Consider the following 13559-nt stretch of genomic DNA (forward strand, 5'->3'; position numbering starts at 1 on the left):
TCATACCGGAACTGCGTCGCCATCTCGTCTCAGACATAAGGCCGATTTGCGCCGACCTGGGGAAAATGCATGGCACGTACGAAAGTGGCGAGGACAGCGTTGGCTGTCATGTGTGGTCTGGTCATCGCGGCCTCGGCCGCAGCACAAACAAGCACCTTTGATATTCCAGAAGGGGATCTGAAGATCGCGCTGGAGGCCTATGCCAGGCAGTCGGGCGTCCGTCTGGTCTACCTGAGCGAAGACGTGCGCGATCGGCGCACCTCCGGGGCGCGCGGTGACATGTCCCAGGACGCGGCGCTGAACCGTCTGCTGGCGGGCACCGGGTTGACCGTCAAGCGGGATCAAAGTGGCGCATTGGCCATCGTCCGCGAGGCGGCAAATGCACCGGCGCCCAGTACCCGCAGCACACCATCTTCCAGCCTAGGGCAAGCCGGCTCCGACACGTACGCCTCCACAGTCTCCGGCGGCGCCGACGCCTCCACGACGTCGACCACTGCACCCACCACCTTTGATGCGGTCCAAGTAACCGGCAGCCATATCAAGCGTGCCCAGATGTCCGGCGTGGGCCCCACCACGGTCATCGATGCCGAGACTATCCAGAGCTCCGGTGCTGTATCGGTCGAGACGCTACTGCAGCGCTTACCTGCATCGGCCGGCGCGGCCGGCTCGCAATCCAACAACTTCTGGACCGGTAACGGTAACGGCACCACCCAGATCAACCTGCGTGGCTTGGGCGTAAACCGCACATTGGTGCTGCTCAACGGCCGGCGCGTGGTCAACGGTGGTACCGGCGCCAACAACTCGGTGGATCTTAACGTGGTGCCCTTGGCCCTGGTCGATCGCATCGAGATCCTAAAGGACGGCGCATCGGCCATCTACGGTGCCGATGCCGTAGCCGGCGTGGTGAACATCATCACGCGCAAGGAAATGGATGGCGTGGAACTGTCCACCCGCTATGGCCAAACCTTCAAGGGTGATGGCGAGATCGGCTCGTTCAACTTGGCCTTCGGCACCACGGGCGAGCGCAGCTCGATGTCCGGTGCGCTGACCTATGCCGAGAGCGGCACCATCACCATGGCCTCGCGCGCGCCGTGCCCGCTAGGCGTAGTGGCGGGCACGCTACAGTGCGTGGGCAACTCATCCACCATCGGCGGTCGTGCACGCTTGGCCGATGGCCGGGTAGTCAACTTCAATCAGGATCCCAATGGAGATCCGCGCTCCTACGAGCTCTACGATCCCGCCAAGCACAACTACAACTACAACCTGCTACTCAATGCCGTCAGCCCGATCAAGCGCATTGGCCTGAGTGGCTTTGGCCAGTTCGACCTGACTGAGAACACGCGCCTTTTCACCGAACTGATGGCGACCAATCGCCAGTCCAACCAGCGTGCCTCACCCAACACCCTGGGTGTCTATCGCACGATCCGGATTGCTGCCACCAATCCGACCAATCCCACCGGCCAAAACCTGACCTTGGAGCGCCGTCGGCTGGAAGAGGCTGGAGCGCGAATCACCGAGCAAGAGGTAGACACGTTCCGCACCGTGCTAGGGCTGGAAGGGCAGTGGGGCGATAACTGGGCATGGAATGTGGCGTTGAACTGGGGGCGCAATTCGGCCACCGACAGCTCGACCAACATTGCCAACCTGGACCGGGTGGAAAACACTCTCAATACCAGTCTGTGCAGCAATACCCCGGGCGCGGCCATTCCTTGCGGCAACTATCTGGGCTACGGCAACCTGACGCCTGAAGTGCTGGACTACATTCTGTTTACCCAGCGTGGCTCGGGTGGCAACAGCCAGCAGGGCTTTAGCGGCACCATTTCCGGCGCCCTGTTCGATCTGCCCGCCGGCAGCGTCGCCTTCGCCTCGGGCGTGGAGTTTCGCAAGGAACGCGGTTGGCTGTATCCGGACCCGCTGGTGGTCAACGGCAGCGCCAACATCGTGCGTCAAGATCCGATCGAAGGCGAGTACTCGGCCAAGGAAGCGTTTGTCGAGTTCGCCGTCCCGCTGTTGCAGGACATTCCGCTGGTGGACTACGCCACCTTGAACCTGGCCGGCCGCTATTCGGACTACGACCTGTTCGGCAGCGACACCAACTACAAGGTGGGGTTGGATTGGCAGGTAGCCGAACCCCTCAAGATCCGTCTCAACTACGCAACGGCTTTTCGCATCCCCAGCATTCCGGAGTTGTTCGGTGGCATCGGCCAAGGCAGCCTGACTACGCTGGACCCGTGCAGCAACTGGAGCACGTTACCGGCCGACTCGGTCATTCGGGCCAACTGCCAAGCCGCGGGCGTGCCGACGAACTTTCGCCAGTTGGGCAACACCATCCTCACCACGACCGGCGGCAATCCCGACCTCAAGCCTGAAGATGCGCGGACCTTCACGGCAGGCTTTGTGTGGACCCCAGGGTTTGCGCCGGGGCTGACGCTCACGGCCGATTACTACCGTATCCGCATCGAGAATGCGATCCGTAGCATTGAAGGCTCGGTCAAGCTGCGTGCGTGCTACACCACACCGAACCTGGCCCATCCGTTCTGCTCGCCGGCCAACTTTACCCGTGATCCGGTTACCGGTGAGGTCAACTACCTCTCGTCCCAGCAGGTCAATGCGGCCAGCGAGGAATCCGAAGGCGTGGATATCGGCGTGCTGTATCAGTTCGATGTGGCCGGCTGGCAGGCCAGCGCGAGCCTGGACGCTTCGTATCTCGAGCGTTACGACGTCACTCCCTTCGCCGGTGCCACCACCATGGAGTACGCCGGCAAGATCACCAGCGGCTTGGGTAGCTACACCCAGTGGCGTGGCTTGGGCTCACTGCGCATGGGCAAAAACCGTTGGACCGGCGTCTATTCGGCGCAGTACATCGGCAGCGCGGACGACATCATCGCCGTGCCCGGCACGATCGGCTCGCATGTGTCCAGCGTGGTGTACCACAACCTGCAACTGAGCTACGGCACTAAGAAGAAATGGGACATCTCCGCTGGCGTTGAAAACGTGCTCGATAAGAAGGCGCCGTTTGTGCAGAACAACCCCAACGCCAACACCGACACCATGACGTACGACTTGCTGGGTCGTCGCTGGAATGTCCGCTTTGGTTACCACTGGTAAGCCACGATCCCAAGGAGCTACACATCATGAGAAACACGCAACTATCCGCCGCCCTACTGCTGTTCGCGGTGGCCGGCAGCGCCGGCGCGCACGACCTGTTTGTCGCTTTCTCCAAGCCCGGCACCGCAGCGGGCGAGGCGAACACCGCGTTGGTGAACAACGGCACCTTCGATGATAGTGCGGGCGCAGTCACCCGGGCGCGTCTGCAGGACGTTTCGCTGAGCCAGGGTGGCGCCAAGGCGGCCCCGGACTTGGCCAGTTGGAAAGAGGTCGGCAAGCAAAGCCAGCTCACCGTGCATCCGGCGGGGGAGGGCACATATCTGCTGGGCGTCTCGACGATGGCTTCCACCAGTACCCGTACGGCCAGCGAGTTCGGCAAGTACCTGGAGTTGGAAGACTTGCCCGATACGCTGGCCACCTATGATGCGAGCAAGTTCACCAACGGGGTCACCTACAGCTATACCAAGCATGCCCGCGCCATTGGACAAGTAGGCACGAAACTGACTGACGACTTCGCCGCCTCGTTGGGCTATCCGTTGGAGATCCGCCTGGCCCGCAATCCTGGAAGCGTGAAGGTCGGCGAACAGCTGTCGTTCCAGGTGCTGCAGCAGGGCACGCCAGTGCCCAACCTGCGCGTGTACGTCGGCCATCGCGCTGACGCACCGGTCAAGGGCGGGCACGGTAGCGCCACGCTGCTGCGAACCGATGCCCAAGGCCAAGCCAGTTTCCAGGTGACCTCCGCCAAGACCTGGTACATCCACACCAATCACATGGTGCCCTCTACACAAAAAGGGTTGGATTTTGTGTCGGATCGGGCGTCGCTGAGCTTTGAGATTTCCCCGCACGCCGGGCACTGATAAGTAAGCACGTAGGCGGTACTCTCCCCTTTGACGCCAGTCATGACTTCTTCCATGACTGGCGTCTTTTTGTGGGGACGGACCTCAAGTGCTCAGTCTGTCCCTCATTGGTCGCCCCGCGCCGCGCGCAATCCACGTCGCCGCACCAGATAGAACGCTGCGGGAATCACCACCATGGAGAGCACCGGTGCGGTGAGCATGCCACCTAGCATCGGCGCGGCGATACGTTGCATGACCTCCGAGCCGGCACCGGCACCGATGAACAGCGGAAACAAGCCGGCCAGGATGACGGCTACCGTCATCGCCTTGGGGCGTACGCGCTGCACGGCACCTTCGTAGATAGCCTCTTGCAGAGTCGACACATCTTCCGGCGCGCCGCTGGCCAAGCGCTGCTCCCAGGCATGGCGCAGGTACAGCAGCATGATGACGCCGAACTCAGCCGCAACGCCGCCCAGGGCGATGAATCCGATCATGCTGGCCACCGAGATCGCATGGCCCAGCCCCCAGATCAACCAGAAACCGCCCACCAACGCCAGGGGCAAGCTGAGCAGGATGATGGATACATCGCTGAGCCGGCGGAACACCATCCAGATGACCAGGAAGATGATCGCCAACGCCGCGGGCACCACCCACTGCAGGCGTGCCAATGCCCGTTGCAGGTACTCGTACTGCCCTGACCAGGCCAGACCATAGCCGGCAGGCAAGCTCACCTGGGTCTGCACTGCGGCTTGCAGGTCCTGGACCACCGATCCTAAGTCGCGATCGGCCACGTCCACGTAGATGTAGCCCACCAACCGGCCGTTATCGCTCTTGAGCATCGGCGGGCCTGGGCTGATTGACAGCTCCGCCACCTGGCTCAAGGTCAGTTGCACACCGCCTGGCGCGATCAGCGGCAGATCCTGCAAGGCCTGCAACGAGTCACGCTGGCCACGGGGGTAGCGCAAGACGATGGGATAGCGTTCGCGCCCCTCGATCGTTTCTCCGATTGGATCACCGCCAACGACCGTGGCAATCAGTTGCTGGAGTTGGCCTTGAGTGAATCCGTAACGTGCAGCGATTTGCGGGCGCACCTGTACATCGACATAGCGCCCACCCGTGACGCGTTCGGCCAGTGCCGAACTCACGCCGGGCACGGTCTTGGCCACCTGCTCGATCTGCTGGCTCAGACGCTCGATCTGCTCCACATCGGGTCCGGAGACCTTGATCCCAATCGGGCTCTTGATGCCGGTGGCCAACATATCGATGCGATTGCGAATGGGCGGGACCCATAGGTTGGTCAGACCGGGAATCTTGACCGCTGCGTCCAACTCCTGGCGTAGCTTCTGAGGGGTCATGCCCGGGCGCCATTGATCCCGCGGCTTGAAGGTCACGGTGGTCTCAAACATTTCGATCGGTGCCGGATCGGTCGCACTTTCGGCACGGCCCGCCTTGCCGAACACGTGCTCGACCTCCGGTACGGTCTTGATCATCCGGCCCGAGAGCTGGAGCAACTGACGGGCCTTGTCGGCGGACAGGCCGGGCAGCGCCGTGGGCATGTACAACAGGCTGCCTTCTTCCAAGGGCGGCATGAACTCACTGCCCAACCGGCTAAAGGGGACCAAGGTGAGCACTAGCAGCAGGCCGCTGAGCAGCAAGGTGACACCGGGATGTTTGAGGACCCACAGCAGGATGGGCCGATAGCCCGCGATCAGGATGCGATTGATGGGATTCTGCCGTTCCGGCCGGATGTGGCCGCGGATCAGGTAGCCCATCAAGACCGGGATCAAAGTCACCGACAACCCTGCTGCGGCGGCCATAGCGTAGGTTTTGGTGTAGGCCAAGGGCGAGAACAATCGCCCTTCTTGCGCCTGCAGGGCAAAAACCGGCACGAAAGACAGGGTGATGACCAGCAAGCTGGCGAACAGGGCCGGTCCGACCTCGGCCGCCGAGCGGGCCATCAACTGCCAGCGCTCCTCACCCTGAGGTTCCCGGCCGTGCGCCTCCCGCCAGTGCTCCAGATGCTTGTGTGCATTTTCGATCATCACCACCGCCGCATCGACCATCGCACCAATGGCGATGGCGATGCCGCCTAATGACAGCAAGTTGGCGGAGATCCCCTGGGCGTGCATCACGATGAAGGCCGCCAGGATACCCAAGGGCAGGGTGATGACGGCCACCAACGCTGAGCGTAGGTGCCACAGGAACAGCAGGCATACCAGCGCTACGACCAGGAACTCTTCTCCAAGCTTGTGGGTGAGGTTGCGTACCGCATCCTGGATCAGCTCGGAGCGGTCGTACACTGGCACCACTTCCACACCCTCGGGCAAGCTGGATTGCAACGCCTGTAGTCGCGCTTTGACGTTCCGGATGGCCCCCAAGGCATCCTTGCCGGTGCGCAGGACGATCACGCCGCCGGCCACCTCACCTTGACCATCCAACTCTGCGATACCACGACGGAAGACCGGCCCCCGACTGATCGTGGCCACCTCACCGAGCAAGACGGGGATGCCGTCGTTGCCGGTTACCGGCACCTGTTCGAACGCCTCCTGTGTGCGCAGGTAGCCTTCGCTGCGCACCATCAGTTCGGCTTCGCCTTGTTCGATCACCGAGCCCCCGGTAGCGCCGTTGGCCGCATCCACCGCCTCGATGAGCTCGGCCACCGTCAGTCCACGGGCCGCCAACGCCTGCGGATCGGGCTGGATCTGCCAGGCGCGCACCGCACCGCCCACACTGGCTACTTCAGCCACGTCCGGCACGGTTTTTAGCTCATAACGAAGAAACCAGTCCTGCAACGCACGCAGCTGCCCCACATCACGTTGACCGGTCCGATCCACCAGGGCGTACTGGTAGATCCAGCCCAGTCCTGTCGCATCAGGACCCAGCGCCGGATTCACATTCGGCGGAAGTCGATCGCGTACCTGACTCAAGTACTCGAGCACTCGAGAGCGCGCCCAGTAAAGATCAGTGGCATCGTCAAACAGGATGTAGACGAACGAATCACCGAAGAAGGAGAAGCCGCGTACCGCCTTCACGCCCGGGACGGACAACATCGTGGTGGCCAACGGGTAGGTCACCTGGTCTTCGATGATGCGCGGGGTTTGCCCCGCCCATTGCGTGCGGATGATGACCTGGGTATCGGACAGGTCCGGCAGCGCATCCAGCGGCGTGTTCTTTACCGACCAGATACCGACCACCGCCAGCAGCGCGGCGGCAACCAGCACCAGCACGCGATTGGCGATGCAAGCATGGATCAGGCGCGCGATCATGGTGTGCTCTCCATCGCTTCGGACATGACGTCGCTTGCCTGGCAATCAGCGGCTGCGGCGGGGCCGAACTTGGGTACCAACTGCATATCCATAAACGGTGACTTGCCCGGCTTGTCGAAATGCTTCTCCGGCACCATCGGGTCATACCAGTACTGCACCGGGCAGCGCGGCGGCGTAGAGGTGGAGGTCCCTGGCGCGACAGGCGCAGGCTGTCTGGACGGTGACGGCACGACAGTGCGAGGGTCGTGCCCGGCGTCATGGCGCTCGTGCACACCTGATGCGCTGGCAGGGCTTGTCGGTTGTGCAGCGCCCAGGCGCTCCAACGCACCGGAGAGACTGGCTTCAGAGTCGAGCAGGAACTGACCCGAGACGACCACGCGTTCACCACCAGCCAAGCCTGCCACGATCTGCGTGCGCCCTTGCACGTTACGTCCCACACTCACCCGCACTGGCCGGAAGCTCCCGTCCGGATCCTGCACGATGACCCGGCTGTCCCGTCCGGTGGCGATCAGCGCCTCCGTGGGAACGACTGGCAGGGCCTGCTCGGCATCGGGCTGCACCAGAACCTCGGCGAACATGCCCGGCACCAGCCGACGCTGCGGGTTGCGCAGCACAATCCGCGCCCGCTGCGTGCGACTAGCCATGTCGACCTGGGGAAGCAACGCCTGGATCTGTCCGACAAAGCGCTCTGCCGGCCAGGCACTGACCGTGGCCTGCACTGAGGTCCCCGGCCGCAAGGTGCCCAGCGCTGCCTGGGGCACCGAGGCCTCCAGCCACAGCGTGTCCAGCCCATTGATCTTGAACAGTGGCGTACCGGGCATCACCGTCTGCCCTTCGCGTGCCAGTATCTCGGTCACGACACCACTGTGGTCTGCGCCAAGCACGACGCCACTTCTGGACGAGGCGCCAGAAGGAACACCCAACGAACGCAGCCGTTGTTGCGCCGCACCCTGTAGCTCACGCGCGCCCGCGGACTGAGCTTGGCTCAGGGCATGTGCTTCGGCGATGGCAGCGTTCCATGCCGGGGCCTGCACGGTGGCCAGCGCTTGACCACGACGAACCTCGGTAAACGGCGCCTTTACCTGCACGTGGGTGATCAAGCCTTCCATGCGCGCACTGACCACGGTTTCCTGGGTCAGATCCCACGTCAGTGTGCCCGGCACGCGTACGGCAGTCCCTAGTGACTCTACCGTCACTTCCTGAGTGCGTATGCCCACGTTCTGCTGCAGGCGCGGATCGATCTGCGTTCCGCCCCCCATGGCCTCATCTGCGTATTTGGGCAGCAACTCCATATCCATGAACGGAGATTTGCCCGGCTTGTCGAATCGCTGCTCCGGCGCCATGGGGTCGTACCAGTACAGCACCTTGCGTGCTTGATCTGCGCCGCTCGTGCCGGTGGGCGGGGTTGTATCAGAGGTTCGAGTCATCCAGGCGTAGCCGCCGGCAAAGCCGAGCGCCAGCAACCCGAGGGCCACGGCGAGCTGTGTGAGACGCGTTTTGGTCGGGCTCATGGCGTGTTCTCCTCATGGGGCAGCAGATAGGCCAGTGCCGCCCAGGCACGGCCCTGTTCGCCCAGCAGACGGGCGTTCTCTAGTTGCAATTCGATCTCATCGCGCCGCGCTTCCAGCCACGGCTGCAGGTCGGCACCGGCGCCGTAGGCGGCCAACGCCGTGCGTGCGCGATCGCGCGCCAAAGGCAGGCTCTGCGTGTTCTGACGCTCCAACTGGCCGGTTAACCCGCGCCATCGCGCTATCGCGCGTTGCACCGACTCGGCTTGGATGCGCCGGGCCTCTTCGCGCTCTGCGGACACCGCCTCCAGCTCGGCCCGCCGTGCCGCGATGCCTCGTGCTTGGCGGTTCTTCTGGAACAGCGGCAGGCCCACACCCACTTCCACCATGAGCATGTCGCTGCGCGCCATGCCGTCGGGTGCGCGCTCGCGACGTCCGTAGGTGAGCTCCACACTCCAATCCGGGCGGGTTTCGGCCACGGCCGCATCCACCTGGGCCTGGGCTAAGCTCTGGCGTGCCTCCCAGCCCAGTAGCGGCGTGTGCTGGTCCAGTTTGGCCAGCAGTTGGGTGGGCTCCAATGGCAACTGCGAAAAATCCGGTGCCACACCACTGGCCAAGATCGCCTCTGGTGCAATACCCAACCACCGCGCCAGGCCGGCCTGCGCGGCGGCGTGCTCCGCATGTACCTGCTCCAGGCGATTGTCCAACTGCAGTAGGGCGGCCTGGGCGGCAAGCACGTCACTGGCCCCGGCCGTGCCACCTGCCAAGCGAGCACGCGCCGCACGCTCGGCTATGCGTGCCGGCTCGCGCAATCCTTCCAACGCATCTACGGCTTGCTGCGTACTCCACAGCTCGATCCAGGCCAGCGCGGCCGCTTGGGCCACCATCTTCTGTTCGGCCATCGACAGTGAGCGCGCTTGCGCCAGCGTCGCTTGCGCCAGCGCGTGCTCGGCACGTCGTTTCGCACGCGCAGGAAACTCCTGCATCAAACCGACTTGCTGGGTGGTCATCTCATCGGCCCGCAAGCTGAAGGCATCGGGTCCGCTGACGGGCCAGTTCGCCAGCCCCACGATCAAGCGTGGGTCGGGCAGCGCGCCAGCACGCGCGGCTTCTTCGGTACTGGCATCGATCTGGGATCGGCGCACCTGCAGGGTTGGGGCGTTAGCAAGCGCCCGTTGTAGGGCTTCTGTGTAGCTGATCGGGATAGCGGGCGATGCCGCCACCACAGGACCACTGAGCGCCAGGGAAAACACGAACCCACACGCCATCCTGCGCCTTGCACGCAAGAAGAAAGACATCTCCATAAGACCTCCGGACAAACGACAACGAGCGCGCTGCAACGCATGCAGCACGAGCACGGGTCAATCCAGGAGGGGGCTTAAATCAGCAGGCTACAGAAGCGCTGCAGGGGAGGCGGATCGGACACGCACACCGGAACATCCCGATAGAACTGCGCGTGTACCGGTGGCAAGAGAGCCTGCACGAGCGCGAAGGCGGCCAGCGCGGGCTGGTAAGGCACTTGAGGGGCCTTCGCATCGGCCGTGGCGATGTGATCGCGCTGGCAATGCTGGTCGCACAACGCCGGAGCATCGGGATCCGGCGCGGACATCTCTTCGCAACCGACCATCAGGGTCGCTTGTCCAGCTTCCACCGATTCCAGCGGACAGGCGTAAGCCACCAGCGCCAGTTGCTGCAGCAGCAGCGCCCACAGTCCCAGCCATGCCAGTCGGGCACGAGAACGGGGTCGCCGCCATCGCCTCAGCAGCTTCACCATGACAGCTCCCGCACGCCCGAAGCAGCGCCTGCGGACGCTGGGCAGATCACGGCAGGGGACGTGCGAGCTCTCATGATGGCCAGTCTAGCCCTCTTGGGGCTGAGTGGCATTGATCAGGATCAAGCCCTCGCGCGGACTCAGCTGTGGCATCCGCCGCAGCAGGAGGATGCGGCGGCCGGGGCGGCCGGCGTACCAGCCTCAGAAGGGAGCACGGCAGCGATCACATAGCCTTGCCGCTGGATAGCCTCAACCGCCTGTTCTACGGCAAGCAGGCCTTCGATCTTGACCACGCCACTGCCCAGATCGACGTCCACCTGGGCCTGGGGTTCAACGGCCTGAATGGCTTGGGTGACGGTCCGGACACAGTGACCACAGGTCATACCTTCAACAACGAGATTCATGGACAACCCTCCAAAAGCATCGGCGGTTTGCCGACGGTGTCACGATGGGCCTTCCCACGGTGGGAAGGTCAAACGATAGGCAAGTTGAGTGGTGCCCCGTCCCGCGCTGTTGACCTTCCCATCATGGGAAGGCTCAGGCTACTTGCTCGTTCCTATTGGTCCTTACTCCATGGACATAACGCTCACTTCGCCGCCGCCGGCGTCTACGGACACGCATCGCTTCGGCGTCGCCGGCATGACATGCGCCTCATGTGTAGGCCGGATAGAACGCAGCTTGCGGGCCGTTGCCGGCGTGAGCGATGCGTCGATCAATCTGGCAACAGAAGTGGCCGAAGTCACCGCGCCGGCAGCCGCGTTTCCTGCCTTGATCGCGGCGGTGAAGCAGGCTGGTTATGAGGTTGCCAGCAAGGAGTGGGATCTGATCATCCAAGGGATGACCTGCGCTTCATGTGTGGCACGGGTAGAGCGTGCGCTGCGCGCTGTGCCGGGCGTGATGGAGGTGTCGGTCAATCTGGCCACCGAGCGCGCGCGCATACGCGCCACGTCACTGGTGGAGGTCGCATCCCTGGTTGCCGCTGTCAGCGCAGCGGGTTACCGCGCGATCGAACCGCAGACTCCGGAAGGCAACACCGATACAGCATCGGCGCGCCAGACGCTCAGTGGTGACACCCTCAAACTGTTGATCGCTGCGGTCCTCTCCCTGCCGTTGGTCGTCCCGATGCTGGGATGGGTCGCAGGTCAGCACTGGATGCTACCGGGCTGGCTGCAATTCGTGCTCGCAACACCGGTTCAGTTCTGGATCGGTGCGCGCTTTTATCGCGCCGGATGGCACGCCCTGCGCGCCGGCACGGGCAACATGGATCTGCTGGTCGCTTTGGGGACCAGTGCCGGGTATGGACTGAGCGTCTATCACTTGTTCAATGATGCCGGACACCACGGCGATGCCGCGCTGTACTTCGAGACCTCGGCGGTCATCATTACCTTGATCCTGCTGGGCAAGTGGTTAGAAGCCCGCGCCAAGCAACAGACCACGCAAGCGATCCGGGCGTTGCAAGCACTGCGGCCAGCCACCGCACGGGTGTATCAGGACGGACAAGAGCGCGAGGTTGCCATTCACGAGGTTGCCGTCTCGGACATTGTCAGTGTGCGGCCAGGCGAGCGCATCCCCGTGGATGGCGTGATCGCGGAGGGCCGCACGCACGTCGATGAGTCCCTGATCACCGGGGAGTCCATGCCCGTGGCTCGCGGGGAGGGCGATCGCGTCACCGGTGGGGCTATCAATGGCGAAGGCCGCATCCTGGTACGCACACTGGCCATCGGCGCCGAGACCGCGTTGTCTCGGATCATTCGCCTCGTGGAGGATGCACAGGCCAAGAAGGCACCTATCCAGCGGACCGTGGATCGGGTGAGCGCGATCTTCGTACCGGTGGTGATCGGCCTGGCTTTGCTTACGCTGCTCGGGTGGGGTTTGGGAACGGGTGATTGGAACCAGGCGATCCTGAGCGCGGTAGCGGTGCTGGTCATCGCATGCCCGTGCGCGCTGGGGTTGGCGACCCCGACCGCGATCATGGCCGGCACCGGCGTGGCCGCCCGAGCGGGTATTCTGGTCAAGGATGCCGAGGCGCTGGAAGTGGCACGTACCGTAAAGGTGGTGGCCTTCGACAAGACAGGCACGTTGACCCAAGGACGTCCTGTACTGACCGAGGAGATCGCCACCCGTGGCCACGCGGCCGATCTGTTGCCGTTGGCGGCGGCCCTGCAACAAGGCAGCGAGCACCCCTTGGCCAGGGCCGTATTGAGCGTGATGGGCCAGCGCGCCATTCCGCTCGCACGCGATGTGCAGGCGGTGCCTGGCCGCGGCATCACTGGCACAGTGGATGGCAGGAACCTGTTGCTGGGCAGTACCCGCATGATGCTTGAACATGGCGTGGCGCTCACGGCATTGCAGACCCGGGCCGAACTACTCAGCCAGACCGGCCACACGGTGTCCTGGCTGGCAGAGCAGGGCACCGATCATCCGCAGTTGCTCGGCATACTGGCCTTTGAGGATCCGCCGCGTCTGGGTGCAGCCGCGGCTGTGCAACGGCTGCACACGCTGGGTTTGCGCACCGTCATGATTTCTGGCGACAACCCCGGCGCCGCCGCCTCGGTGGCCAAGGTGCTGGGCATTCAAGAGGTGCGCGCCAATGTGTTGCCTGAGCAGAAAGCTGCGTTGGTCGCTGAATTGGCTCAATTGGCACCGGTGGCCATGGTCGGCGACGGTGTCAACGATGCGCCAGCGCTGGCTGCCGCCAATCTGGGGGTGGCCATGGGAACCGGTACCGATGTGGCGATGCATGCCGCTGGGGTTACCCTAATGCGCGCTGAGCCAGGTCTGATCGCCGATGCCATCGACATTTCCCGCCGCACGACTCGCAAGATCCACCAGAACCTGTTCTGGGCCTTCGGTTACAACGTGGTCGGGATTCCTCTGGCGGCCCTGGGCTTGCTTGATCCGGTCATCGCCGGCGCAGCGATGGCCTTGTCCAGTGTGAGCGTGATTGCCAACACGCTGCTGTTGCGCCGTTGGCAGCCAACCAAGATCGATGTGGGAGAGGCATGATGGCAACCAGACGCAGCTCCAAGGCACTGCGACCCGAACTGGCCGACGCGCGCGAAGCCGGATT

Annotated in this window: 8 protein-coding genes; 3 read left to right on the forward strand and 5 right to left on the reverse strand. The window is 63.7% G+C overall.

The features are described 5' to 3' along the window. The first annotated feature begins 69 nt into the window (after window positions 1–69). A complete protein-coding gene (locus ABQY64_RS11110; RefSeq protein ID WP_102254389.1) occupies window positions 70–3108 on the forward strand; it encodes a TonB-dependent receptor in 3039 nt (1012 codons plus the stop codon). Window positions 3109–3134: 26 nt separating this feature from the next. Further along, window positions 3135–3965, forward strand: coding sequence for a DUF4198 domain-containing protein (locus ABQY64_RS11115; protein WP_102254388.1), 831 nt, complete (start codon window positions 3135–3137; stop codon window positions 3963–3965). Window positions 3966–4069: 104 nt separating this feature from the next. On the opposite strand, the gene ABQY64_RS11120 is transcribed toward ABQY64_RS11115, so the two are convergent. From ABQY64_RS11120 to ABQY64_RS11140, 5 genes are all read right to left on the reverse strand, one after another. Further along, the gene (locus tag ABQY64_RS11120; RefSeq protein ID WP_102254387.1) at window positions 4070–7210 is read right to left on the reverse strand and encodes an efflux RND transporter permease subunit; all 3141 of its coding nucleotides are present in this window, start codon (window positions 7208–7210) and stop codon (window positions 4070–4072) included. Further along, window positions 7207–8721, reverse strand: a complete 1515-nt coding sequence (locus ABQY64_RS11125; RefSeq protein ID WP_065031420.1) for an efflux RND transporter periplasmic adaptor subunit — start codon at window positions 8719–8721, stop codon at window positions 7207–7209. The genes ABQY64_RS11120 and ABQY64_RS11125 overlap by 4 nt, the downstream gene beginning before the upstream one ends. Next, on the reverse strand, window positions 8718–10022 hold the full coding sequence (locus ABQY64_RS11130) for a TolC family protein (RefSeq protein ID WP_180969287.1): 1305 nt from the start codon (window positions 10020–10022) through the stop codon (window positions 8718–8720). The genes ABQY64_RS11125 and ABQY64_RS11130 overlap by 4 nt, the downstream gene beginning before the upstream one ends. A 74-nt stretch (window positions 10023–10096) precedes the next feature. Further along, window positions 10097–10492 carry a hypothetical protein gene (locus ABQY64_RS11135; RefSeq protein WP_102254386.1) on the reverse strand — a complete coding sequence of 132 codons (396 nt, stop codon included), beginning with the start codon at window positions 10490–10492 and terminating at the stop codon, window positions 10097–10099. Between the two features lie 137 nt (window positions 10493–10629). Continuing rightward, window positions 10630–10893, reverse strand: coding sequence for a heavy-metal-associated domain-containing protein (locus ABQY64_RS11140; RefSeq protein WP_065031418.1), 264 nt, complete (start codon window positions 10891–10893; stop codon window positions 10630–10632). Between the two features lie 169 nt (window positions 10894–11062). On the opposite strand from ABQY64_RS11140, the gene ABQY64_RS11145 reads away from it, so the two are divergent. Then, a complete protein-coding gene (locus tag ABQY64_RS11145) occupies window positions 11063–13495 on the forward strand; it encodes a heavy metal translocating P-type ATPase (RefSeq protein WP_065031417.1) in 2433 nt (810 codons plus the stop codon). Window positions 13496–13559 lie beyond the last annotated feature (64 nt).

It is taken from the genome of Xanthomonas sp. WHRI 7065, assembly GCF_040203115.2.
GTDB classification, from domain to species: domain Bacteria; phylum Pseudomonadota; class Gammaproteobacteria; order Xanthomonadales; family Xanthomonadaceae; genus Xanthomonas; species Xanthomonas arboricola.